Below are 24,348 nucleotides of genomic sequence, written 5' to 3' on the forward strand. Positions count from 1 at the left end.
CGATTCGAGTGTGATCCTTGTGTTCTCTCGAACGCCGCCATTCTCCCACAAGGCGTGTTATGTCCATGTGCATGTCATTGATTTGTAAGTATTTTATGTTCCACGGTGGCGTGGAACACCGATCCGGGCGCCACGACTTCCGATGCTGATCGCCTTCAACAAGCCCCATGGGGTGCTGTGCCAGTTCACCGACCGCAGCCTGCCGCCGCGACCGACCCTGGCCGGGTTCGGACTGCCCGCCGGCGTGTATCCCGCAGGACGGCTGGACCACGACAGCGAAGGCTTGCTGCTGTTGACCGACGATGGCCCGTTGGCCCATCGCATCACCGACCCGCGCCACAAGCTCCCCAAGACCTACCTGGTCCAGGTCGAAGGGGTCCCGGGCGAGGCACAGCTGGCCGAACTGCGCGATGGACTGGACCTCAAGGAAGGCCGCACCCGCCCCGCGCAAGCGCGGTTGCTAACTGCCCCGCCGCAACTCTGGCCCCGCGAGCCACCGGTGCGATTCCGCAAGACCGTGCCGGACGCATGGCTGGAAATGGGCATTTCAGAGGGCCGCAACCGCCAGGTGCGGCGGATGACGGCGGCCGTCGGGCTGCCGACGCTGCGCCTGGTCCGGGTCGCCATCGGGCCCTGGACGATCGGGGACCTGGCGCCCGGGAAGTGGCGCGAGGTACGCCCCTAGGCGCCTGGCCGGACTGAAGCCTTCAGCTTGGTGCTGTTCGCGGTACGCTGCGCCGATCAACGGCCACGCCCAGGCGTGACGATTCTGTTAACGTGGTCGGCCCGCTGCGTATTCAGATTCGGGTGACGGTCTGTGCCGGCACCCCGGCCAAGGGAAGGACGCCAGACACCGATGAGCGCCAACAGCACGGCCCCGGGACGGATCCTGGTCGTCGACGACCAATCCGCGAACCTGCGCGTGGTCAGCGCCTTGCTGGCGCGCCACGGGCACGACGTCGTCACCGCGACCAGCGGTGAGGAAGCGTTGGCGATGGCGTCGGAAATGCTGCCGGACCTGATGCTGCTCGACATGATGATGCCGGGCATGGATGGATTCGCCTTGCTGGCCGAGATCAAGCAGCGTGCCGAGTTGTTGCGGCTGCCGGTCGTGTTCCTGACCGCCGCGCAGGACCGCGAATTGCTGCTGCGAGCCTTCGATGCCGGCGCGGTGGACTACGTCACCAAGCCCTTCATGCCGGAGGAGCTGCTGGCGCGCGTCAATGCGCACCTCGGCCTCAAGCTGACGCGGGACCGCCTGGAGCGCGTCGCACGCGAACGGCAGGAGCTGGTGAACCTGGTCGCGCACGACCTCAAGAACCCGCTCACCAGCGTGCTGTTCGCCAGCGAGGTCCTGCGCAACGACGGCATCAAGCCCGAGCGCGTGCCCCGCTACCTCCAGGTCATCCATGAAAGCGCGCAGGACGCGCTCGGCTACATCAAGAGCTACCTGGAAGGACAGGCCGCGAAGTCCCGCGAGGCCCTCGGCGACGACGAGCCGCGGCCCAGCACCGCGCTGCGCGACGTGGTGACCTGGATCCTGGGCCGTTACGAGCTCCAGCTGGAGGAGCGCAACCGCCAGCTGCGGGTGACGGGCGCGGACTGCCCAGGCGTCGTGGCGATGGACGGCCAGGTCCTGCGGCAGGTGTCGGAAAACCTCATCACCAACGCACTCAAGTACGCGCCCGGAAGCGACGTGGACCTGACCGCACGCGGCAGTTCCCCCGGCTACTGGCAGCTGGTGGTGGAGGACAACGGCCCGGGCATCCCCGCCAATCGACAGCGGGAACTGTTCAAACCCTTCGTTCGCCTCACCGAGCACGACCCCACAGAAAGCGGGACGTCGAGCGGCCTGGGCCTGTCGCTGGCCAAGCAGATCGTGGTCAACGCCGGCGGCCAGCTGTGGTACGAGGACCGGGAAGGGGGTGGGGCCCGCTTCATCGTGGAGCTGCCCGAAGGCCAGGACGGCGCTGGCTGAGACCTTTGCCTACCGGCCGGCGCGTGGGGCCAGGGCCTGTCGGTCTCGAACAGCAAGACGCCGGCGAATTGCCGGCGTCTTGCGTTTCGTCGGGTGATCAAGTCTGCGCGTGAGCGCGGGATCAGCTGTCGGAGTTGCTGCTCTTGCGCGTGCGCTTGGCGGCGGCCCGTTTCCGCGTGGGCTTGGTCGCGCGCTTGGCCTCGATCCGCGTGGCCTTGCCTTCGATGGCGCCGTTCTGCGCCTTCTTCTGTTGCCGGCGCGCCATGTACCAGAGCAGGCCTGCGCCGGCCGCGGCGGCCACCGCCAACGTCGGGTTGCGGCGCACTAACTTGCCCGCGACCCGGGTTCCGGTCTTGGCCATGCTCAGCGCCGCACCGGTCTGCAGCCACTTGCCGGCACCGGCGGGCACCACGTGCTTCAGGCTGTCGCCGACCTGTCCGGCCAGCTCCATCGCCTTGTCGGAAAACGTATCGAGCCTCGTCATGGAAACATCCTCTTCTGCGGTCGATGCCGCACTGGTTGGAATGAGCGTGTCCGGCGGGCCACGGCCGAGCCGGAAGGGCCCCCAGTCTGTCGGGTGCGGCGTTGTGGCCACGTGATACCACCGTCGTGTTGCCCGCTGTCGGCTGAATGCACGATCATGCCAAGGCCGCCGGAGGAATCCTCGCCATGATCCGCATCCTGTCGAACGTGCTCGACGCCACGCAGTTGCGGGAGATCGACGCGTTGCTGCCCCAGGTGGCGTTCGCCGACGGCCGGATGACCAACCGCGAGTCGACCATCAAGCAGAACCTGCAGGCACCGCAGGACGATCCGGCCAACGAACGGATCGCGATGATCGCCCGCGAGGCGTTGTTCCGGCACCCGGAGTTGCGCACCTTCGCGCAACCGCGTTCGCTGGCCCGCACCACCGTCGCCCGCTACGAACCCGGGATGGCCTACGGCTGGCACGTCGACGAAGCACTGTTCCCGTCGACGCCGCCGTTGCGCAGCGACCTGTCCTGCACCCTCTTCCTCAACCCGCCCGGCGACTACGACGGCGGTGAACTGGTGATGCAGCTCGGCGCCCAGGAGCTGGCCTACAAACTCGAGCCCGGGCAGGCGCTCCTGTATCCGTCGACCACCATCCACCAGGTCGCGCCGGTCACGCGCGGCACCCGGATCGCCGCGATCACCTGGCTGCAGAGCTGGATCGCCGACGCGCACCGGCGCGAACTGCTGGTCCAACTGGAGGAAGCCCGTGCCCGAGCGGGGACGTCGGACCCCCGGTTGACGGTGCTGCTGGCCTCGCTGCGCACCAACCTGTTCCGGATGTGGGCCGATACCTGAGCCCGCGAGTCCCGCGGCCGACGCCCGCCGAACCTAGGGCTTCCGCGCCTTCGCGCGATGCGTGGGGACGGCGTTCCATGGATCCTCGGGCCAGGGGTGCTTGGGATACCGGCCTTTCATCTCCTTCCTGACCTCGGGGTAGGTGCGCTCCCAGAAGCTGCGCAGGTCGGTCGTCACCTGCAGTGGCCGGCCCGCCGGCGACAGCAGGTGCAAGGTAAGCGCCACGCGACCGTCGGCGATGCGCGGCGTCTCGGCCAGTCCGAAGAGCTCTTGCAGCTTGACCGCCAGCACCGGCGGTGCGGGCCCATCGGCCTCGTCGAGGGCATAGGCGACCGGCCTCGCCTGCCCGGAGGGCACCTGGATGCGCGGTGGCGCGAAGCGATCCAGGCTCCGCGCGTCTTCCCAGTCCAGGGCGGATTTCAATGCAGCGGAGAATTCGCCCGTCGACAACGCATCCAGCCGCGTCTTGCCGGCGAAAGCCGGCCGCAGCCAGGCATCCAGCGTCGACAGCAGCGCCGGATCCGAGAGGTCGGGCAGCGCCAGCTCCGGCATCCAGGCCCGCAGCGACTGCACGCGCGCGCGCCACTGCCGCAGCTCCTCCGTCCACGGCAATGCCGACAGCCCGAACTGGCGCACGGCATCGGCGAGCGCGGCCGCGGCGTCCCCGGGGTGGGGCCGCCCCGCCGGGCGCACGTCGAGGACGATGCCGTCGAAACGGCGGATGCGTTCTCGCAGCAGCGCGTGCCGGTCGTCGTCCCAGCGCGTCTCGTCGCGTTCGACGAAGCGATGCGGAAAGGCATTGCGCAATGCGCTTTCGTCGAGCGGAACGCCGGTGACCACGAGTGCATCCCGGGATTCGTGGCGCAGCTCGGGCACGACCAGCCAAGGTTCGCCGACCAGCGTGCTGTCATCCGCGAGCCGCGCCATGCGTCCGTTCGACAACTGATAGCGATGGCGGTCCTGCGCATGGCGATGGGCGATGCGATCCGGGAACGCGTGCTCGAGCAAGTCGCCCAGCGCATGCGCCGGGACGTCCGCGGGCGCCGCGCCCTCGACACGCAACCGGCGTCGCCACTGCCTTGCCGCGGCGTCGATCACGGCGAGCGCGCCACGGCCCGCATCGGCGGGCAGGCGGCCGGACCGCGATGCGGCCAGGGCGCGCCAGCGTTCGGCCAGTGCATCGGAGCGCGAGCGCAATGGATCGCGGGCGTCCAACAGCGCGACCAGGTCGCAGGCCAGCGCCAGCGAACCCGAGGCCCGCGCCGCGCAGAGCATCGCGGCCAGGCGGGGATGCGCGCCCGTGGCCTGCATCTGCCGACCCAATGGCGTGAGCGCGTGTCCCGCGTCGGTGGCGCCGAGCTGGCGCAGCAGGTCCCGTGCCGCGGACAAGGCGCCCGGTGGTGGTGGATCGACGAAGCGCAGGTCGGCGCTTCCCCACGCGGCCAGCTCCAGCGCCAGCCCGGAGAGCTCGACCTGCGCGATCTCGGCACGCCGCTGCGGTTCCAACCGCAACGATTGCGGCCACAACCGGTAGGCCCAACCTTCGGCGACGCGGCCGGCCCGGCCGGCGCGCTGGTCGGCCGACGCCTGCGCCACCCGCACCGTCTCCAGCCGCGGGAATCCGCTGTTGGGATCGAACCGCGGCTCGCGCGCCAGTCCGCTGTCGACGACCACGCGCACGCCGGGCAGGGTCACGCTGGACTCGGCGACGTTGGTCGCCAGCACCACGCGGCGGCGGCCGTCGGCGCCCGGCTGCAGCACCTCGGCCTGGCGTTCGACCGGCAGTTCGCCGTGCAGCGCGAGCACCGCCACGTTCTGCGCGTAAGCCAGGGGGCCCAGCGCACGCTGCGCGCGCGCGATCTCGCGCTGGCCCGGCAGGAACACCAGCACGTCGCCCGGATGCGATTGCAGCGCATGCTCGACGGCGCGCCGTACCTGCGACTCCAGCGCCTCGGCGCGCTGCCCGGGGAAGTGGGCGACGGTGACCGCGTGGCTGCGCCCCGCGCTCGACAGCCGCGGCGCGTCCAGCCACCGCGCCAGCGCCTCGCCGTCGAGGGTGGCCGACATCACCACGATGCGCAGGTCCGGGCGCAGCGCGGCCTGCGCATCCAGTGCCAGCGCCAGGCCGAGGTCGCCGGCCAGGTGGCGCTCGTGGAACTCGTCGAAGAGCAACGCCCCCACGCCTTCGAGGGTCGGGTCGTCCTGCAGCATGCGGGTGACGATGCCCTCGGTGACCACTTCGATCCGCGTCCGCGCGGAGATCTTGTTGTCGAAGCGGATGCGGTAGCCGACGGTGTCGCCGACGCGCTCGCCCAGTTGGCGCGCCATGAATCCGGCCGCTGCGCGCGCCGCCACGCGACGTGGTTCCAGCATCACGATCCGGCGTCCCTGCAACCAGCCTTCGTCCAGCAGCGCCGGTGGTACGCGCGTGGTCTTGCCCGCGCCCGGCGGCGCCTCGAGCACCAGCCGCGGATGCGCCGCGAGACTCTCGCGGATCCCGGGCAGGAGCGTGTCGATGGGGAAGTCCGGGGACCGCATCGGCCAAGCATACGCATCGCTCGCGGGCGCGGCGGCACCACCCGGCGTTGCTAGACTCCTGCCATGCAATTGATCGACATCGGCGCCAACCTCAGCCACGACAGCTTCGACCACGACCGCGACGCGGTGCTGCAGCGCGCGCGCGACGCGGGTGTGGTGCAGATCGTGGTCACCGGCGCCAGCCGCGAGCATTCGCCCAAGGCGCTGGCGTTGGCGCAGGCGCACCCGGGCGAGCTGTTCGCCACCGCGGGCGTGCATCCGCACCACGCGACCGAGTACACCGACGAATGCGACGCCGAGATGCGCGCCCTGCTCGCGCACGACGCGGTGGTGGCGGTGGGCGAATGCGGTCTGGATTACTTCCGCGACTTCTCACCCCGCCCGGCGCAGCGCAAGGCCTTCGAGCGCCAGCTGCAGGTCGCGGTCGACACCGGCAAGCCCTTGTTCCTGCACCAGCGCGATGCGCACTCCGACTTCATGGCGATCATGCGCGAGTTCCAGGGGCGGCTAGGGCCGGCGGTGGTCCACTGCTTCACCGGCTCGCGCGCGGAACTGTTCGACTACCTCGACCAGGACTGGCACGTCGGCATCACCGGCTGGCTGTGCGACGAACGCCGCGGCACCCACCTGCGCGAGCTGGTGCCGTCGATCCCCGCCGATCGGCTGATGATCGAGACCGACGCGCCCTACCTGCTGCCGCGCACGGTCAAGCCCGCGCCATCGCACCGTCGCAACGAGCCGATGTACCTGGCGCACATCGTCGAGGAGTTGGCCCGCGATCGTGGCGAGGAGGTCCAGACGACCGCGGCTGCGACGGTACGGACCACGCGCGATTTCTTCCGCCTGCCGCCCTGGGACGAGGCCTGCCCGCCGCCGGAACGACACGGGGATCGTGGTGGCGGTGCAGCGCACCCCGGATAGCCGGGCGCGCGCGCACCGCCTGCCCCGCCCTGCGTGCGTCAGCAGGACCGCCCTGAGCGCGCCTTCCCGGCTGCGGCAATGGCTGCCTGCGGAGTCCGCCCCGCTCCTGTCGGAAGATCCTGCAACGTCGCCGAGGGACGGCCGAGTCCATTCGTGCGGATGCTCCCGTAATAGAGGAAGTTGTTCGCCCCGGAACCAGCGGCGAACTGGCCAGTGACGGGGTCGCCGGTCACGCCGGTGACCACGTCGAACAGCTTGAAGACGCCCTTGGCGTTGGCGAATGCGCCTGTCCCGCCACCGATGCGGTGGATGCAGCTCCCGCTCAGCTGGAGGGTGTAGTCGAGGGAAGTGCAGAAGCCCTTGGCGTACGCGGCATCGACGGTGTAGTCGGTGGTGAAGCTGCCAGCCTTGCCGCGCCACGTGCCGACGAAGGTCTCGCGGCCGTACTCCCGGTAGTGGTCGAACTCGCCCAGCTCGTTGCAGGTGTAGTCCTGGATGAAGACGCTCAGGCAGCCCGTCAGGTCGCCCGTCATCAGCAGCGCCAGGTCGGCCCCGGCCCCGCCGCAGTCCGAGAACGTGCTGTTGCCGGAGACGGCGATGCTCCTTTCGCCGGCTGCCGACGCGGCGTTGCCTTGCGCCATCATTGCCGTTGCGAGCGCGCACGCGGCCAGAAGCCGCGCACCGCGCCACCCCTCCTTGTAGCTACTTCCCAACTCCATCGCATTCATGGTGGTGCCCTCGTTTGGCCGGTCCATCCCGGCACCGCCAGCGTCCCCCCGTTCCGCAGGCAGGTCATGACGGAACGTCGAAGTTTCTTCGTGGCCGATTCAAGGCTTTTTCAGGGTTTATGAGGGTGTGAGCGGCCCCATCCCCGAGGCGTATGCTATGGCCCATTCTGGGAGTTCAGGCATGCCTGCGCCGGCCCGGCTCGCGTTCGATGACGTGGTGGTCGATTTCACCGGGCAACGCTTGTTGCGCGGCGGTGTCGAACAGGCCCTGGAACCCAAGGCCTTCGCCGTCCTCGCGTTGCTGGCCGGTTCGCCTGGCCGGGTTTTCGGCCGGGACGAACTCCTCGACGCAGTGTGGGGTCACCAGCATGTCAGCCCGGGCGTGCTGAGCCGCAGCATCAACCTGCTGCGGCAGGCACTGGGGGAGGACGCCCACCACCCCCGCCTGCTGCACACCGTGCACGGCGTCGGATACCGGTTCGACCCGCCCCCCCTGGCAATGGCCGGAGCGGAAACGACGACGGTCGATGGCTCCGGGCCGGGCAGGCAACCAGTCGCGTCGCCCGCGGTCTCGACGGACCGGCAGCCAGACCGCGGACGCTGGTTATGGCCTGCCACGGCCGGCGCTGCACTGCTGGTCGCGATCGCCATCGCCTGGCCACGCCAGGGTGAGATTGAAGCCGTGCAGGCGATAACGGCGGCCTCCGTCGAGGCAAGGCCCTCGGTGGCCGTGCTGCCGTTCGCCGACCTGTCCCGCACACGTGACCAGGAGTACCTGGCCGACGGCCTGACCGAGGAAATCATCAACCAGCTCGCCCAGCTGCCCGCGCTGCGCGTCGTCGGGCGGACTTCCAGTTTTTCCTTCAAGGGCGAAAGCGATGACCTGCGGGAGATCGGCCACGCCCTGGGAGTGGCCCACCTGCTGAAAGGCAGCGTGCGCCGCGATGGCGACCAGTTGCGCATCACGGCGCAGCTTGTCCGCGCCGACGATGGCTCGCATGTGTGGTCGAGGACCTACGCGCGTGAGTTGCGCGATGTCTTCGCCATCCAGGACGAGATCGCTAGCGGCGTGGCGACCGCATTGAGCGTGAAGCTGGACGTCGTGGCGTTCAACCGCGGACAGGGCGGTACCACCCACGTCGGTGCCTACGAGCGCCTGCTGCGCTGGCGCAGCACCGTGATGCGCGAGCACTTCGACTTCCAGCACGACCGCGAGCGCCTGCAGCTGGCGCGCGAAATGGTCGCGCTGGACCCGCAGTGCGTGCTGTGCTGGGACGCGCTGGCCAGGTCGCTGGATGCCATGGCTGGCGAAATCGGCGGATCCCAGCAGGCCAAACTGCGCTCCGAGGCAACCCATGCGCGCGAGCACATCGCCCGGATCGCCCCGGACAGCTGGGTCGCCAAGCGTTACCGCTCTCGTGGCTTGTGGCAGAACGGCAAGTGGGCCCAGGCCATGGCGCTGGCGAAACAGACCGCGGATTCGGGCCCGCCGACCATGGAGCGAACCTGGGACTACTCCTACATGATCTTCGCGGTGGGCTACCTGGACGAAAACGTGGCGCTGGTCGAGCGGGTCCGGGCAAGCGAGCCGCTCGCGCTGTACCTGTCGCGCGACCTGCAGTTCGACTACATCGCGGCACGACGCTTCGCGGATGCCGAAGCGGAGTACCTGCGAGGCAGGAGCCTGGAAGGGAGCCAGCTGGTGCCTGACTACATCGCCTTCTACCGGCAGTTGGCGGGCAAGCGACCCGGCGGCCTGTCGGAGCTTCGGGAACTGCACCGGCGCCTGTTGCGGGGGGACGCCCGTTACGACACGCCTGCGTTCCGCGACTTGGGAAAGGTGCTGGATGATCGTCGCGCGATGCTCGATGTCACGCGCAAGGCGCTCGCCGACCACGCCTATCGCCACGGCGACGAAACGGTCGGCATCTGGGCCGCGGCGGCCGACGCCCTGGGCGACGCCGACCTGGCGGCGCTCGGATTGCGCAAGGAACTGGAACACATGCCGGGTTTCCGGGAAGGAACCTTGACCCACTTCGACTACAACGTTTTCTGGATCCTTCCCTATTCCGACGTTCGTTCCCACCCCGAGTTCAAGAGGCTGCTGGTCGAGACCGGCGTCGTCGGTTACTGGCGGGAAACGGGCCAATGGGGCGATGGTTGCGGACCGCTCGGGACCGCCGACTTCCATTGCGAGTAAGCTGGCTCCAAGGGGCCTCCGCCTGCCCAGGCACAGGCGATCACCCGCTTGGCGAGCAGTTCCTCAACCTGGAGCGGCTTGGCCACGCGCAACGTCCCCGGCATGCCGGCCAGCGCACACGCCGACGCCATCCTCCCGGTGCGAACTCCGATCCTCGGTCACGACCACCGGCATATGTATCGCCAAACTGGCAATCCACGGCCGCGCGCGGGCCACTCCCCATGGCGGCTGCTGGCGCTTTGTCCGGTTAGCCGGGAACGCTGTCCGAAACAGGCCAGGGCCGCGAGCGTCAGGCGGGCGGATCCTCGACGGCTTCCAGGTGGGTGCGGATCTTGATCTCCCCGGTGAGGGTGCGATGCACCGGGCAGCGGTCGGCGATCTCAAGCAGCTTGTCGCGCTGCGCGGCGTCCAGGTCGCCGTCCAGCACCAGCGTGCGGCTGACCTGGTCGATTCGGCCCTCGACGGTTTCGCAGTCGGCGCAGTCCTCGGCATGCACGCGGTCGTGCCGCAGGCTCACGCTGGCGCGGCGCAGCGGCCACTGCTTGCGTTCGGCGTACATCCGCAAGGTCATCGTGGTGCACGCGCCCAGTCCGGCGAGCAGCAGGTCGTAGGGGGTCATGCCGGCATCGTCGCCGCCGACGCTGCGCGGCTCGTCCGCGAGTATCGCGTGGCGGCCGGCGCGGATCACCTGGATGAACTTGCCGTCGCCGGTTTCGGCGACCTCGACCAGGCCCGCATCCAGCGCCGCGGCCGGCATTGCCGCCTCCGCCACGGGGCCATCGTCAGCGGTCAACGCCCCACCCTCGAGGTAGCGGCCCGCCCAGGCGGACAACACGGCGGCGACGTAGTCGGCATCTTCGCGATCGGTCAGGAGGTGGTCGGCGTGGTCGAGCGACACGAAGCTCTTGGGGTGCCGGGCGAGCGAGAAGATCCGGCTGGCGCTGTCGATGCCGACGATGGCGTCGAGCGGCGAGTGCATCACCAGCAACGCCCGGTCCAGCCCGGCGATGCAGGCATCGATCTTGCTGTCGCGCACGTCATCCAGGAACTGGCGCCGGACCCGGAACGGGCGCCCGGCCAGCTCGACCGCGACCTCATCCTCCGATCCAAGCGTGTCGGCAACGGCGCCGAATTGACGCGCGACGTGCGCGGGTTCGGACGGTGCACCGATCGTCGCCACCGCCACCGCCTCGGTGATCTCGCGTGCAGCGGCCAGCATCGCGGTACCGCCGAGGCTGTGTCCGACCAGCAACGCCGGCGCGGCGTGCGTGTCCCGCAGGTAGTCCGCCGCGCGCACCAGGTCGGCGACGTTGGAGCTGAAGTTGGTGTTGGCGAATTCGCCCTCGCTCGCGCCCAGGCCGGTGAAGTCGAAGCGCAGCACGGCGATGCCGTGGGCGGTCAACGCGCGGCTGACCCGTGCCGCGGCGAGGTTGTCCTTGCCGCAGGTGAAGCAGTGCGCGAACAGCGCGTAGGCGCGCGGCGTGCCTGCCGGCATGTCCAGCAGCGCGGCCAGCTCGCTGCCGTCGTGGCCGGGGAAGGTCAACTTGCGGTTTGCCATTGCCGGACTCCTCGATTCGCGCGGGCAATCGTGGCCCTGCATGGCGAAACGAAGCGTGAAACGACGCTGTCCTTGCGCGTCCGCGCGCGCGGACGCTGCTCCTCAACTGCGCAAGCCGACGCCCCGGTTCAACAACCACAAGCCCAGCCCGCCAAGCACCACCACGAAGCCCAGCATCAGCACGTAGGCGATCCACAGCGGCACGTCCGATACGCCAAGCAGGCCGTAGCGGAAGGCATTGACCATGTAGAAGATCGGGTTGGCGTGGGTGGCCGCTTCGGCCCACGGAGGCAGCAGCTTGACCGAATAGAACACGCCGCCCAGGTAGGTGAGCGGGGTGAGGATAAAGGTCGGCACGATGGCGATGTCGTCGAACTTGCGCGCGAACACCGCGTTGAGGAAGCCGGCGAGCGAGAAGATCACCGCGCCCAGCAGCACCGTGGACAGCGTCACCAGCGGGTGCGGGATGCGCACCGTGGTGAACAGCATGGCGATGCACAGCACGATGATCCCGACCAGCAGGCCGCGCAGCACGGCGCCGCTGACGTACCCGCCCAGGATCACCCAGCTCGGCATCGGGCTGACCAGCAGCTCCTCGACGTGGCGTCCGAACTTGGCGCCGAAGAAGCTGGAGGAGATGTTGCCGTAGCTGTTCTGGATCACCGCCATCATCACCAGGCCCGGGACGATGAAGTCCATGTAGCGGATGCCGTCCATCTGCCCGACGCGCGAGCCGATCAGGCCGCCGAAGATCAAGAAGTACAGGGTCATGGTGATCGCCGGCGGCACCAGGGTCTGGCCCCAGATCCGCAGGATGCGGACGACCTCGCGGCGGGCGATGGTGCGCAGGGCGATCCAGTTGCGGCGCGCGTCGCTGGTGCCGGCGTCGACGTCCGTGCCTCCGGGTTGCGCGCTCATGCCGCGGCCTCCGTGGTGGCCGTCTCGTTCCCGGCCTGTGGCCCGGTCATGCGGACGAACAGTTCCTCGAGCCGGTTGGTCTTGGGCCGCATCGACCGCACGCGGATGCCGGCGGCGTCGAGCGAGGCGAAGACGCGGTTGAGGTCCATCGCCCTGGGCATGTCGATGGCCACGGTGTGCGCGTCGCGCTTCACCAGCTTCGCGCCCGGGATGTCCGGCAACGCCTCCGGCAGCGTGTCCGCGACGTCGAGCACGAAGCCTTCGACGTCGAGCCTCGCCAGCAGCGCGCGCATCGGGCCCTGCTCCACGATCCTGCCGTGGTCGATGATCGCCAGGTTGCGGCACAGGCTCTCGGCTTCCTCCAGGTAGTGCGTGGTCAGGATGATGGTGGTGCCGGCGGCGTTGATCTCGCGCAGCGTCTCCCACATGCCGCGGCGGATCTCGATGTCGACGCCGGCGGTGGGCTCGTCGAGGATCAGCAGCCGCGGCCGGGTCATCATCGCGCGGGCGATCATCAGCCGCCGCTTCATGCCGCCCGACAGCGTGCGCGACATGGTGCGCGCCTTGCCCCAGAGCTGCGCGCGCTTGAGTTCCTCTTCCGCGCGCACCAGTGCCTCCGCGCGCGGGATGCCGTAGAAGCCGGCGTAGTTGGTCAGGATGTCGAGCGGCTTCTCGAACATGTTGAAGTTGATTTCCTGCGGCACCAGGCCGATCAGGCGCATCGCCGCGTCGCGGTCGGTGGCGATGTCCACGCCGAACAGGCGGACCTGCCCGGACGTCTTGTTGACCAGCGAGGAGACGATGCCGATCAGCGTGCTCTTGCCGGCGCCGTTGGGCCCGAGCAGGGCGTAGAAGTCGCCGGGCCGCACTTCCAGCGACACGCCCTTGAGCGCCTGCACGCCGCCGTCGTAGGTCTTGTGCAGGTCCTGCACGGACAGCGCCGGGACGCGCTCGGCGTCGGGGGAAGCGGGGGTGGCGTGGGCCGCGGGCGTGCCGGCGACCGCGCTCGGCGGTGTGTGGTCGGTCATGGGGCGTCCTCGCCGCGGTCGCTGCGGCGGTAACCGGTATTATAGGTGCCTTGTGGACGCCACCGGCCTCGCCCAGCGGGCGCCGGCGCGACCCACGCCCCGCCGAACCTGCAGACCTCCGTGCCCGTCCATTTTCCCCTCAAACTCGTCGGGCGCCGCATGCTCGCGCCCACCGTCGCCCACCTGAGCTTCGTCCGCGACGACGGCCAGCCGCTGGACTTCGTGCCCGGCCAGTTCGTGCAGGTGCATTTCACCTACGCCGACGGCACCGCGACCCGCCGCAGCTATTCGCTGGCGACCATCCACGACCACGCCATCGGCCCGGGCGAGGCGGTCGAGATCGCGGTGAGCTACGTGCCCGGCGGCGCCGCGACCGCCATGTTCGAAGGCCTGGACCAGGGCGACTGCATCGATGCCAGCGGCCCCTACGGCCGTTTCTGCCTGATGCCGACCGACGCCAACCGCCGCTACCTGCTGATCGGCACGGGCACCGGCGTGACCCCCTATCGTTCGATGCTGCCGTTGCTGGAGAAGGCAATGGCCGAACGGGGGGTCGAGGTGGTGCTGCTATTCGGCGCGCGCACCCCGGAGGAGCTGCTGTACGGGGACGAGTTCCGCGCGTTCGCCGAGGCCCACCCGAATTTCCGCTTCCTGCCCTGCTTCTCGCGGGAAATGCCGGCGCCCGGCTCCGCCCAGGACCACGCGGACGTGCGCCACGGCTACGTGCAGAACTTCCTGGAGGAGTTCGCGCCGTCGGCCGACACCGACATCGCCTACCTCTGCGGCAACCCGAACATGGTCGACGCCTGTTTCGAGGTGCTGAAGGAGCGCGGGCTCCCGGTCCCGCAGATCCGCCGCGAGAAATACGTCAGCAGCAAGTAGCGCAGGCGGCGGATCCCGTCCACGCGCAGGGCGCTTTCGGTGGCGTGAGCCCGCGCACCGCGGCTCCGTTACCAGGTCCAGCCGGAATCCCGCAGCGGCCTGTCGATGCAGGAGGGAACGACCCTGTCAAGCTCGCTTGACAGGTCGATCCGGCGCCGCTATGGTCCTTGTCAAGTTTACTTGACAGAGCCGAGTGATGTCCCCTTCGCCCAAGCTGCTGCTGTCCATCGCAGGCCTGCTGCTCGCGGCCGCGCTCCTGCTGCCCCGCCTGCTGCCGGGCGTGAACGCCATGGTGCCCGGCATCCTGTATGGGCTGGCCTTCGGCGCCTTGTTCGGCGCGGTGCTGCGCGCCTGGCTGCCCGCGCCCTGCGCGACCGGCACGCCGAAGTTGCGCCGGCGCTACCAGCGCGAGCTCCTGCCGGCCTCGGTGGGCTATGTCGCCCTCCTGTTCCTGTCGGTCTGGCTGCTCAAGCGCGTCGACACCGACTGGTTGCGCATCCTGGTGGCGCTGCTGCCGGTGCCGCCGATCGCCCTGATGCTCCGCGCGATCGTGCGCTACATCCGCGACGCCGACGAACTGCAGCAGAAGATCGAGCTGGCCGCCGTGAGCATCGCCACCGCGTCGATCTCGCTGCTGTACATGACCGGCGGCTTCCTGCAGCTGGCCAAGGTGATCGACGTGCCCTCGGGCGTGGCGATGATCTGGGTGTTCCCGCTGGTCTGCTTCGGCTACGGCCTGGCCAAGATGGTCGTGTCGAGGCGCTATTCGTGATGGCGCCCTTCGTCCGCTACTGGCAAGGTCTGAGCCCCGCGCTGCAGCGTTACTACCGCGCGGGAGTGGTTCCGAGCCTGGCCTTCGCAGGCCTGGCCATCGTCCATGAAATCGCGACGCGCCAACCGGGCCTGGGGACGGCATTGCGCACCGGCTTCGCACTGGCGCCGGTGCTGGCGCTGGGGTGGACCTTCATCGTCTACCTGCGCTTCCTGGGCGAATGCGACGAACTCGAACGCCGCATCGAGCTGGGCGCGCTGGCCTGGGCTGCAGGGATCGCCCTGCAGGCGGCGATGGCGGCGCTGTTCCTGCTCGACGCGCGCCTGGTCGACTGGCCCGCGCGGACGGTCGCCGCCGGGATCGGGCTGTTCCTGCTCTCCAGCTATGCCCTGATTCGCGGCTGGCTGCATCGCAGGTACGCATGAACAACCGCCTGCGCGAACTTCGTGACGCCCGGGGCTGGTCGCAGGGCGTGCTCGCCGAACACCTGGACGTCTCGCGGCAGACCGTCAACGCGCTGGAAAACGGCAAGTACGATCCCAGCCTGCCCCTGGCCTTCGCCATCGCCCGCCTGTTCGCCATGCGCATCGAAGACATCTTCCTTCCCGATGCGTGACCACGGCTGCCACCTGCCGCGTGACCCGCGGACTTGCCATTTGCGCCCTTGACGAGAGAGATCCCATGCCGAAACGTTTCCGCCTCCTGTTCCTGTCCTCCGCCCTGCTCGCGCTGTCGGCCTGCGGTGGCGACGGCGATGCCACGGGTCCGCGCGCCACGCCCGACGGCAACCTGCGATACGGCGACATCGCCTTCAAGCCCTGCTCGCTGAGCACGGCCGGCGTCGATGCGGTCGAGGCGCAATGCGCCACGCTGCGAGTCCCGGAAAACCACGACGCGCCGGACGGGCGGCAGATCGACCTGGCCGTCGCGCTGATCCCCGCCGACGGGCAGGCCGAGCCGGATCCGCTGGTGATGATCGCCGGCGGGCCCGGCCAGTCCGCGCTGGAATCCTATCCGCAGCTGCACGACGCCTTCGGCGACGCACGCCGCAACCGCAGCGTGTTGCTGGTCGATGCGCGCGGCACCGGCGGTTCGCATCCGCTGGATTGCGAGACCGAACAGGCGCGCTACGAGGCGATGGCCCCGGCCGACCTGACGCCCGAGGCCGCCGCCGAATACGCCGAGTCGTGCCGCAAGGAGCTCGAGGCCGACGCCGACCTGCGCTTCTACACCACCACCGACCACATCCGCGACCTCGACCTGCTCCGCCGGAAGCTGGGCGTGGAGCGGCTGAACCTGGTCGGCGTCTCCTACGGCACCCGCGTCGCGCAGCAGTTCGCCAGCCGTTATCCCCAGCACACCCGCACCCTGACCCTGGATTCGGTGGTGCCCAATTCGCTGGTGCTGGGGCAGGAGCATGCGCGGAACCTGGAGGCCGCCCTGGAACAGCAATTCGAACGCTGCGCCGCCGACGCCGCCTGCAAAACCCAGCTCGGCGACACCCGGCAGCAACTGGCGCAGGTGCGGGAGACCTTGCGCGCCGGGGGGCTGGCGCCGGTGCGTTACCGCGACCCGGTCTCGGGCCAGTGGCGCGAGGACATCCCCGACTTCGGCCACCTGGCCATGTTGCTGCGCCTGTACGCCTACCAGCCGCAGGCGGCGGCGATGCTCCCGCTGATCGTGCGCGACGCCGCCAACGGCGACTACGAAAGCCTGCTTGCCCAGTCGCGCGCGATCTACGCCCAGATCTCCGGCACGATGTCCGCCGGCATGGGCATGTCGGTGAGCTGCACCGAAGACCCCGAGCTGGCGGTCGCGCCCGAGGACGCCGACACCGTGCTGGGCAGCGAGTTCGTCGACTTCATGCTGGCGCAATGCAAGCATTGGCCGAAGGGCGAGCGTCCCGCCGGCTTCCGCAAGCCGCTCGCCGGCGACGTGCCGGTGCTGGCGATCAGCGGCGAGTTCGATCCGGTCACTCCGCCGCGCTACGGCGACGAGGTCGTCGAACACCTCCCCAACGGCCGCCACCTGGTCCTGCCCGGCCAGGGCCACAGCGTGCTCGGCATCGGCTGCATGCCCAAGCTGTTCGCCCAGTTCATCGAAACCGCGGACGCCAAGGCGCTGGACGCGGAGTGCCTCGAGCGGCTCAAGCCGACGCCGCCGTTCGCCGGCACCTACGGCTGGGAGCCGTGAGCGGGCGCGCCCGGCCGCGCCGCTTCCCGTCTTCGCCTTCTTCCCTTCCCGAAACCCGAATCCCGGAGTTCCAATGATCCTGGTCGACAACCTCCACAAGTCCTTCAAGGCCAAGAGCGGCCCGGTGCACGCGGTGCGCGGCGTGAGCTTCGATGCCCGCGACGGCGAGATCACCGGCCTGCTCGGCCCCAATGGCGCCGGCAAGACCACCACCTTGCGCATGCTGTACACGCTGATGGCGCCCGACCAGGGCCACGTCCAGGTCGACGGCCTCGACATCCAGCGCGACGCCACCGCGGTACGCCAGCGGCTCGGCGTCCTGCCCGACGCGCGCGGCGTGTACAAGCGGCTCACCGCGCGCGAGAACATCGCCTACTTCGGGCGCCTGCACGGACTGGATGAGGCCACCATCGCCTGCCGGATCGACGCGATGGCCGGCACCCTGGGCATGGACTTCCTCGACCGCCGCACCGAAGGCTTCTCGCAGGGGCAGCGCACCAAGACCGCGATCGCGCGCGCGCTGGTGCACGACCCGAAGAACGTGATCCTCGACGAGCCGACCAACGGCCTGGACGTCATGACCACGCGCGGCTTGCGCGGCTTCCTCAAGCAGCTGCGCGACGAGGGCCGCTGCGTGATCTTCTCGTCGCACATCATGCAGGAGGTCGCCGCGCTGTGCGATCGCATCGTGGTGATCGCGCACGGGGAAGTGAAGGCCATCGGCACGCCCGACGAGCTGCGTGCGCTGACCGGGGAGGACGACCTGGAGAACGTGTTCGTCCGCCTGGCCGGCCTCGACATGGAGGACGCGGCATGAAGACGCTGATGATCGTGGCGCGCAAGGAACTCATGGACCTGTTCCGCGACCGCCGCACGGTGATGCTCGGCCTGCTGATGATGCCGCTGCTGTTCCCGGCGCTGATCCTGGGCATGGGCGCGCTGGCCGAGCGCAAGGCCAGGACGCAGATCGAGGGCGAGCTGGAGTTGCCCGTGATCGGCGCCGAGCACGCGCCCAACCTGGTGTCCTACCTCGAGACCCACAACATCCGCATGCTCCCGGCCCCGGACGATCCGGACGCCGAAGTCCGCGCGCAGAACTTCGACGCGGTGCTGCGGATCGCTCCCGATTTCGCCGAGCGCTGGCGCGAAAGCCGCTCGGCCTCGGTGGAACTGATCTACGACAGCTCCCGGCAGGACTCTCGGATCCCGGTCGCGCGCGTGCGCGGCGCGGTCGAGCAGTACAGCCGCACCCTGGGCGTGCTGCGGCTGATCGAACGCGGCGTCAGTCCGGAGGTCACCCAGCCGGTGCGCGTCGCGCAGCGCGATGCGGCCACGCCGGAGGCCAGGCGCGGGATGATCCTCGGGGTGATGCTGCCCTACTTCCTGATCCTGAGCGCCTTCCTGGGCGGCGCCTACCTGGTCATCGACGTCACCGCGGGCGAACGCGAACGGCAGTCGCTGGAACCCTTGCTGTCCACGCCCGCAGCGCGCGCCGGCATCATGAGCGGCAAGATCCTGGCCGCCATCGCGTTCGGCATGCTGAGCCTGCTGCTGATCCTGGTCGCGCTGAAGCTCAGCTTCACCGTCGCGCCGGGCAAGCTGCGCGTGGTCAACGTCTCGCTGCCGGTGATGCTGCAACTGCTCGGGGTGCTGCTGCCGATGGTGCTGGTCGGCACCACCTTGCTGACCCTGATATCGGCGAGCGTGAAATCCGTGAAGGAAGCGCAGAGCTACATGAGCGTGCTGATGCTGCTGCCGATCATCCCGACCATCATGCTGATGGTGAACCCGATCAAGAACCAGCTGTGGCAGTTCGCGGTGCCGTTCCTGGCGCAGAACCAGATGATCCTGAAGCTGGTGCGCAGCGAGGTGATCTCGATGCAGGAATGGGCGGTCTACCTGGGCGCGAGCTTCGGCCTCGGCCTGGTGCTGTGGTTGCTGGCGGCGCGCCTGTACCACCAGGAGAAGCTTGCGATCTCGGCCTGAGCGATCGCCCTCGCGGAAAACGCGAAAACCCGGCGGCGCCGGGTTTTCGTTTGCACCGGCCAACCCCGCCGGTGATCCGCTCGGCGCCCGGTGCGGCCATGCCGCCCCGGGCGTTCGCGTTCACCCGCCCGGGTTGAAGGCGATGCTGCGGCGGGTGGTGACCGGCGCGCCGACGGGCTGGAAGCGCCACTGGCGCACCGCGGACAGCGCGGCACGATCGAACACCCTGGACGGATTGGACCGCACGACGCGGGCATTGCTGACCGAGCCGTCCGGGTTGACGGTGAACTCCACCTCCACTTCACCGGACTGCCGCGAACGGTATGCGTCGGCGGGGTACTCCGGTGCCGGCGTGCTGACGGCGCGCAGTTCGTTGCTCGGCGGCGGCGTCGCGGGCTGCGCGGGGCGTGCCGGGGCCGGTTGCGCGGGCGCGGGCTGGGCGGCGGTCTGCTCGGCGGCGCGTTGCTGGGCCGCCCGCTGCTCGGCGGCGCGTTGTTCCGCCGCGCGCTGTTCGGCGGCCTGCTGCGCGGCGAGCTGTTGCGCGGCTTGCTGCTGCTGCTGCTGCTGCTGGCGCTCGCGCTCCTCGGCGAGTTGCTTCTGCCGTTCGGCTTCCTGTTCGGCGCTCAGCTCCGCCTGCTCGGCGCGCTGGGCCGCCGTCGACTGCGCTTCTGCGATGGTGCGCTTGAGGCGCTCGAGCGACGGGTGCTGGCTGTTGGCCTTGTCGATCAGCACGTAGAGCCGCTGCGCTTCGGCGAAGTCCTCGCGGTCGCGGCTCTGTTCGGTGGCGATCACCACCATCGGCATGAGGTCGGTCAGGGCGCTGGACACGCCCGCGTCGCCCGGCACCTTTTCCCGCAGCGCCAGGTAGTACTCCATGGCGTTGTCGCCGGCCGGCGCGTAGAGCCTGGATTCGGCGTAGGCCGTGCGCGCCTTTTCCCGCAGCTGTTCCGGCGTGAGCGCGGCGAGCGCGGCGGAAGCCTCGTCGACCTGCTGCTCGGCCGTGGCGGCGTCGGCCGGCGCGTCAGCCGCCGGACCCGCGGCCTCGTCCTTCTTGCAGGCCGCCACGCTGCAGGCCACGAATGCGACCAGCGCCAGGCGCAGGATCACCTTCGTCGACGCGGTCTGGTTGGTATTGGAACTGGACATCGAGTACTTCCCCCTGTTGGTGCCATCGAGACGCAAGTGCGTAGGACGCGGCAGTCCGGGCCATTTGTCAACAAGCAGACCGGCCGAATGGGGCCGGGGCGCTACTTGCCGATGCAAAACGTGGAGAAAATGTGACCCAGTAGCGCATCGGGCGCAACTTTGCCGGTGATCTCGCCCAAGGCGTCGTGGCTGCCGCGCAAGGCCTCCGCGGCCAGGTCCAGGGCCTGCCGGCGCAGCGCCTCGTCGGCGGCTTCGAGCTCGGCCGCCGCGCGGTCCAGTGCCTGGACATGCCGCGCGCGGGCCGTGAACGCGCCCTCGGACCCCTCTCCTGCCGCGCCGAATGCCTGCTCGCGCAGGGCGGCATGCAGTCCCGCCAGGCCATCGCCCCGGCGCGCCGAGATGCGCAGCACGCCCGCGGCGGCCGGCGGAGCGTCGTCCGGCAACAGGTCCGCCTTGTTGTGCACCCACAACGTGGCCGTGGCCTGGGCGGCCGCGGCCGCGGCTTCCTCGCGCCCGGCCGCCGGGTCACGCGCATCGAGCACCACGATCGCCAGTTCCGCGCGCTCGAGTTCCATGCGCGCCCGGCGCATCCCCTCGCGCTCGATGCTGTCGCCCCCGGCGTGCAGTCCGGCGGTGTCGACCAGGGTCAGCTCCAGGCCGTCCACGCGCACCGTTTCGCGCAACAGGTCTCGCGTGGTGCCGGCGACATCGGTGACGATCGCGCGCTCGCTGCCCGCCAGCGCGTTCAACAGCGAGCTCTTGCCGGCATTGGGCGGGCCGACGATCACGGCGTGCATGCCGTCGCGCAGTTTGCAGCCACCGTGCGCCGCGTCGCGCAATGCGGCCAGCGCGTCGCGCATCCGCGCCAGTCGTGCCTGCACGGCGTCCATGCCGAGCGTTTCGAGGGGTTCGTCGGCGAAGTCGATCATCGCCTCGACATGCACCCGCAGGGCCAGCAGCTCGTCGGCGATGGCGTCGACGCGCTGCGAGAACACGCCGTCGAGCGCGCGACGGGCTGCGCGGGCAGCGACGAGGTCGCCGGCGGCGATCAGGTCGGCGACGGCCTCGGCCTGCGCAAGATCGAGCTTGCCGTTGACGAAGGCGCGCTCGCTGTATTCGCCGGGCCGCGCCATGCGCGCGCCGAGCGTGCAGCAGCGGGCCACGAGTGCCTGCAGCACGGCGGGGCTGCCGTGGGCCTGGAATTCGGCCACGTCCTCGCCGGTGAAGCTGGCCGGCGCGGCGAAACGCAGCACGATGCCGTCGTCGATGGTCTCGCCGGCGGCATCCACAAAGCGCGCATGGCGCACCCGGCGCACGGGCGGCACGAAGCCGCAAAGCGCGCCGGCGATCGCGGCCGAACCGGGGCCGGAGACGCGCACGATGCCGACGCCGCCGGCGCCCGGCGGCGTGGCGATGGCGACGATGGTGTCCGCGCTGTGGTCGGCGGGGGCGGGCATGCGGCTATGGTCGCAGAACGCGGGCCGGGCAGCGGCCCCCCGGCTCCGCGCCGCGCAGTCGCGCGCGGCCTGGGGTCAGGCCTTGGCCGGGGTGTCGTCGCTGTACTTGCGGATCAGCGTCCACTGCTGCAGCAGGCCGAGCGCGCCGTTGGTGACCCAGTACAGCACCAGGCCGGCGGGGAAGAAGATCATGATTGCGCCGAACACGATCGGCATGAACTGCATCATCTTCTGCTGCATCGGGTCCATGCCGGTCATTGGCGAGAGCTTCTGCGTCGCCCACATCACCGCGATGTTGAGCACCGGCAGGATGAACCAGGGATCGGGCGCGGTCAGGTCCTGGATCCACAGCATCCACGGCGCGTGGCGCAGCTCCACCGACTCGAGCAACACCCAGTACAGCGCGAGGAAGATCGGCATCTGCAGCAGGATCGGCAGGCAACCGCCGACCGGGTTGATCTTCTCCTTCTTGTACAGCTCCATCATCGCGGTCTGGAACTTCTGGCGGTCGTCGCCGTAACGCTCCTTGAGCTGGGCGATGCGCGGCTGGAACTTGCGCATCTTCGCCATCGACTTGTATTGCGCCTTCGACAAGGGGTACAGCGCCAGCTTGACCAAAACCACCAGGCCGACGATGGCCCAGCCCCAGTTGCCGAACAGCGCGTGCAGGTGGTTGAGGACCCAGAACAGGCCTTCCCCGAGCACGGCGAAGAGCGAGAAGCGGCTGTAATCCACCGCGCGATCGAGCCCGGGCACGGCCTGGGCCTTGATCTGGTCGACCAGCTTCGGGCCGACCCAGAGTCGCGCTTGCGTGGCCGCCTGCGCGCCCGGCGCGACGCTGAGCCCAGGCCCGACCTCGCGGATGAGGTTGTGCTGCGCACCGCTGCTGCGGTCGACGTCCAGCGACAGCGTCGCGTCGTCTCCCGCTGCGGGGATCCAGGCGCTGAAGAAGTGGTGCTCCAGCATGGCGATCCAGCCGCCGCGCGCCGGCTGCTCGACACGACCATCGTCGAGGAAATCGTCGTAGGCCCGGCGGTCGTAGCCGTCCTGGGCACTGAACCAGGTGGCGCCGTTGAAGCTGAAGGACTCGGGGTTGGTCATGCCGCGGTCGAGCTGCGGCGGCACCCGGTTGAGCTGGCGGTACACGTAGCCTTGCCACGGCTGCGCGCCGCGGTTGACGACGGTGTCCTCCACCTCGAGGGCATAGCTGCCCCGGGTGACGGTATAGGTGCGCCGGATGGTCACGCCGTCCGGCCCGCGCCAGACGAACGGAACCACCAGCGTATCGGCACCATCGGCGAGGGTGTAGGCGGTTTGCGGCGTCTCGGGGACGAAGCCCTGGGCGTGGGTCGGCGCCGGATTGGCCTGGCTGACCCAACCGCTCTGGGCGGTGTAATAGCTGCCGGGTTCGGTGCTGAACAGGCGCACCGGGGGACTGCCAGCCTCGCGGGTGCGCGGGAAGCGCAGCAGGTCGGCCTGGCGCACGGTCCCGCCGTCGATTTCAAGCCGCAGCACGTCGGTGGTCACGGTCACGACGGTGCCGTCGGCGGTGGACGGGCCGGCAGGCGCGGCCCCGGGGTCACCGACGGCCGCCGGGGCGCTTGGCACCGCGGGACCGGTGCCCGGATCCGGCGTCGCGACCGGCGCTGCCGGGAGCGCACCGTCGGTCGCCCGACCGCTTGCCGCCTGGCTGCTCTGCGCAGCGGCCGCATCCGGCGCGGCCTGCTCCTTGTTCCACTCCATCCACAGCAACACCGCCACCATCAGCCAGGCGAAGATCAGGAAGGTGCGGGTCTGGTTCATCAGGCAGGCAAGCTCATTCGCCGGACGGGTCCGGGTGGGAAGGGTGTGGCGGGGGATCGCCCGGCATTGTGCCGTCCGCGCCGGTCGCCGGCAATGCGCCGGCGCGGCGCAAGAGCGCGACGAGGTCCGCCGCCAGCGCGTGGTTTTCCTGTTGCGCCGCCGCCGGACGCGCCACGACGACGTACGCGCCGTCGCGCAATTGCCCCCGCAACATGCGGAACGAGGCGCGCAGCACGCGCTTGATGCGGTTGCGCCCGACCGCGCGCTTGTCGACCTTGCGCGACACCGCCAGGCCCAATCGCGGTGGCGGGACGTCGCGCTGCCAGTGCAGCGCCAGCCAGGGCGAGGCGGTGCGGTGGCCTTGCGCGAACACGCGGTCGAATTCGGCGCGCGCGCGAACGCGGGCTTGGCGTGGCAAGCCGCGTGCGGAGTCGGTCATCGGAACAGCGGAGGGCGGCGGCGCGACAGGCGGCGGCCCGCCGGCCTCGACGGCGGCGGCCTCAGGCCGTCAGGCGCTTGCGACCCTTGGCGCGGCGGCGCGCGAGGATCTTGCGGCCGTCGGCGGTCTTCATCCGGGCACGGAAGCCGTGGTCGCGCTTACGCTTGAGGTTGCTGGGCTGGTAGGTGCGCTTGGTCGCCATGGCGGTTGCTCGGGTGCTGGTGTAACGGAGTGAACCGGCGATTTTAGGTGGCTGGACGGGATTCGGTCAAGCCGACTGGCCGGGCACCGTGGAATCGGGGCGGCTGCGGCGTCCCCTGCGGGACAGGAGGCCGTGCCGTGTCGATGCGCATGGCCGGGGTCGGGACGCAGTGGTAGTCTGCCTTCCCCCCTCCCCCGGTGGCCGCGTGGCCCGTGTCGTCCGCGCGACCCGGCCGAAGGCGGAACCGCTTCCTGCCCCGAAGTCGTACCC

At 69.9% G+C, this 24,348-nt stretch carries 23 protein-coding genes; 12 read left to right on the forward strand and 11 right to left on the reverse strand.

Annotation, left to right across the window (positions count from 1 at the left end; translation table 11 throughout):
• Positions 1–142 precede the first annotated feature (142 nt).
• Both ABD970_RS02690 and ABD970_RS02695 read left to right on the forward strand, forming a co-directional pair.
• Positions 143–685, forward strand: a complete 543-nt coding sequence (locus tag ABD970_RS02690) for a pseudouridine synthase (protein WP_345293949.1) — start codon at positions 143–145, stop codon at positions 683–685.
• Between the two features lie 171 nt (positions 686–856).
• Entirely contained in the window at positions 857–1,978 is a 1,122-nt protein-coding gene (locus ABD970_RS02695; RefSeq protein WP_345293950.1) for a hybrid sensor histidine kinase/response regulator, read from the forward strand.
• A gap of 121 nt (positions 1,979–2,099) precedes the next feature.
• On the opposite strand, the gene ABD970_RS02700 is transcribed toward ABD970_RS02695, so the two are convergent.
• Positions 2,100–2,462 (reverse strand): hypothetical protein, encoded by a 363-nt coding sequence (locus tag ABD970_RS02700; RefSeq protein WP_345293951.1) that lies wholly within the window; start codon positions 2,460–2,462, stop codon positions 2,100–2,102.
• A 185-nt stretch (positions 2,463–2,647) separates the two neighbouring features.
• Here ABD970_RS02700 and ABD970_RS02705 point away from each other — a divergent pair, with 185 nt between their 5' ends.
• Positions 2,648–3,307, forward strand: coding sequence for a Fe2+-dependent dioxygenase (locus tag ABD970_RS02705; RefSeq protein ID WP_345293952.1), 660 nt, complete (start codon positions 2,648–2,650; stop codon positions 3,305–3,307).
• A 33-nt stretch (positions 3,308–3,340) separates the two neighbouring features.
• Here ABD970_RS02705 and hrpB read toward each other — a convergent pair whose 3' ends face one another.
• Entirely contained in the window at positions 3,341–5,845 is a 2,505-nt protein-coding gene (gene hrpB, locus ABD970_RS02710) for an ATP-dependent helicase HrpB (protein ID WP_345293953.1), read from the reverse strand.
• Positions 5,846–5,908: 63 nt separating this feature from the next.
• On the opposite strand from hrpB, the gene ABD970_RS02715 reads away from it, so the two are divergent.
• Positions 5,909–6,766 carry a TatD family hydrolase gene (locus tag ABD970_RS02715; protein ID WP_345293954.1) on the forward strand — a complete coding sequence of 286 codons (858 nt, stop codon included), beginning with the start codon at positions 5,909–5,911 and terminating at the stop codon, positions 6,764–6,766.
• Positions 6,767–6,804: 38 nt separating this feature from the next.
• Here the strand turns inward: ABD970_RS02715 and ABD970_RS02720 are convergent, their stop codons facing one another.
• Positions 6,805–7,494, reverse strand: coding sequence for a hypothetical protein (locus ABD970_RS02720; RefSeq protein WP_345293955.1), 690 nt, complete (start codon positions 7,492–7,494; stop codon positions 6,805–6,807).
• A 181-nt stretch (positions 7,495–7,675) separates the two neighbouring features.
• On the opposite strand from ABD970_RS02720, the gene ABD970_RS02725 reads away from it, so the two are divergent.
• Entirely contained in the window at positions 7,676–9,694 is a 2,019-nt protein-coding gene (locus ABD970_RS02725; RefSeq protein ID WP_345293956.1) for a winged helix-turn-helix domain-containing protein, read from the forward strand.
• A gap of 289 nt (positions 9,695–9,983) precedes the next feature.
• On the opposite strand, the gene ABD970_RS02730 is transcribed toward ABD970_RS02725, so the two are convergent.
• The 3 genes from ABD970_RS02730 to ABD970_RS02740 all read right to left on the reverse strand — a co-directional run bounded on the left by ABD970_RS02730 (position 9,984) and on the right by ABD970_RS02740 (position 13,198).
• The gene (locus tag ABD970_RS02730; protein WP_345293957.1) at positions 9,984–11,252 is read right to left on the reverse strand and encodes a bifunctional alpha/beta hydrolase/OsmC family protein; all 1,269 of its coding nucleotides are present in this window, start codon (positions 11,250–11,252) and stop codon (positions 9,984–9,986) included.
• A gap of 102 nt (positions 11,253–11,354) precedes the next feature.
• Positions 11,355–12,170 (reverse strand): ABC transporter permease, encoded by an 816-nt coding sequence (locus ABD970_RS02735; protein WP_345293958.1) that lies wholly within the window; start codon positions 12,168–12,170, stop codon positions 11,355–11,357.
• Positions 12,167–13,198: an ABC transporter ATP-binding protein gene (locus ABD970_RS02740; protein ID WP_345293959.1), complete on the reverse strand. Its 1,032-nt coding sequence runs from the start codon at positions 13,196–13,198 to the stop codon at positions 12,167–12,169. The genes ABD970_RS02735 and ABD970_RS02740 overlap by 4 nt, the downstream gene beginning before the upstream one ends.
• A gap of 108 nt (positions 13,199–13,306) precedes the next feature.
• On the opposite strand from ABD970_RS02740, the gene ABD970_RS02745 reads away from it, so the two are divergent.
• From ABD970_RS02745 to ABD970_RS02775, 7 genes are all read left to right on the forward strand, one after another.
• Positions 13,307–14,080, forward strand: a complete 774-nt coding sequence (locus ABD970_RS02745; protein ID WP_345294548.1) for a ferredoxin--NADP reductase — start codon at positions 13,307–13,309, stop codon at positions 14,078–14,080.
• Between the two features lie 196 nt (positions 14,081–14,276).
• Positions 14,277–14,852 carry a hypothetical protein gene (locus ABD970_RS02750; RefSeq protein WP_345293960.1) on the forward strand — a complete coding sequence of 192 codons (576 nt, stop codon included), beginning with the start codon at positions 14,277–14,279 and terminating at the stop codon, positions 14,850–14,852.
• Positions 14,852–15,277 carry a hypothetical protein gene (locus ABD970_RS02755; RefSeq protein ID WP_345293961.1) on the forward strand — a complete coding sequence of 142 codons (426 nt, stop codon included), beginning with the start codon at positions 14,852–14,854 and terminating at the stop codon, positions 15,275–15,277. The genes ABD970_RS02750 and ABD970_RS02755 overlap by 1 nt, the downstream gene beginning before the upstream one ends.
• Positions 15,274–15,468, forward strand: coding sequence for a helix-turn-helix transcriptional regulator (locus ABD970_RS02760; RefSeq protein ID WP_345293962.1), 195 nt, complete (start codon positions 15,274–15,276; stop codon positions 15,466–15,468). The genes ABD970_RS02755 and ABD970_RS02760 overlap by 4 nt, the downstream gene beginning before the upstream one ends.
• Before the next feature lie 65 nt (positions 15,469–15,533).
• Positions 15,534–17,045: an alpha/beta hydrolase gene (locus ABD970_RS02765; protein ID WP_345293963.1), complete on the forward strand. Its 1,512-nt coding sequence runs from the start codon at positions 15,534–15,536 to the stop codon at positions 17,043–17,045.
• Positions 17,046–17,118: 73 nt separating this feature from the next.
• Complete coding sequence (locus ABD970_RS02770) at positions 17,119–17,862, forward strand: ABC transporter ATP-binding protein (RefSeq protein ID WP_345293964.1); 744 nt, start codon at positions 17,119–17,121, stop codon at positions 17,860–17,862.
• Positions 17,859–19,031, forward strand: coding sequence for an ABC transporter permease (locus ABD970_RS02775; protein ID WP_345293965.1), 1,173 nt, complete (start codon positions 17,859–17,861; stop codon positions 19,029–19,031). The genes ABD970_RS02770 and ABD970_RS02775 overlap by 4 nt, the downstream gene beginning before the upstream one ends.
• Positions 19,032–19,151: 120 nt before the next feature.
• On the opposite strand, the gene ABD970_RS02780 is transcribed toward ABD970_RS02775, so the two are convergent.
• From ABD970_RS02780 to rpmH, 5 genes are all read right to left on the reverse strand, one after another.
• Entirely contained in the window at positions 19,152–20,177 is a 1,026-nt protein-coding gene (locus ABD970_RS02780) for an energy transducer TonB (RefSeq protein WP_345293966.1), read from the reverse strand.
• Positions 20,178–20,278: 101 nt separating this feature from the next.
• Positions 20,279–21,634, reverse strand: coding sequence for a tRNA uridine-5-carboxymethylaminomethyl(34) synthesis GTPase MnmE (gene mnmE / locus ABD970_RS02785; protein ID WP_345293967.1), 1,356 nt, complete (start codon positions 21,632–21,634; stop codon positions 20,279–20,281).
• A gap of 75 nt (positions 21,635–21,709) precedes the next feature.
• Positions 21,710–23,437: a membrane protein insertase YidC gene (gene yidC, locus ABD970_RS02790; protein WP_345293968.1), complete on the reverse strand. Its 1,728-nt coding sequence runs from the start codon at positions 23,435–23,437 to the stop codon at positions 21,710–21,712.
• 13 nt (positions 23,438–23,450) lie between these two features.
• A complete protein-coding gene (rnpA, locus tag ABD970_RS02795; protein ID WP_345293969.1) occupies positions 23,451–23,876 on the reverse strand; it encodes a ribonuclease P protein component in 426 nt (141 codons plus the stop codon).
• A gap of 61 nt (positions 23,877–23,937) precedes the next feature.
• Positions 23,938–24,078, reverse strand: a complete 141-nt coding sequence (rpmH, locus tag ABD970_RS02800) for a 50S ribosomal protein L34 (RefSeq protein ID WP_013536759.1) — start codon at positions 24,076–24,078, stop codon at positions 23,938–23,940.
• Positions 24,079–24,348: the final 270 nt, after the last annotated feature.

This window comes from Luteimonas vadosa (assembly GCF_039543545.1).
GTDB classification, from domain to species: domain Bacteria; phylum Pseudomonadota; class Gammaproteobacteria; order Xanthomonadales; family Xanthomonadaceae; genus Luteimonas; species Luteimonas vadosa.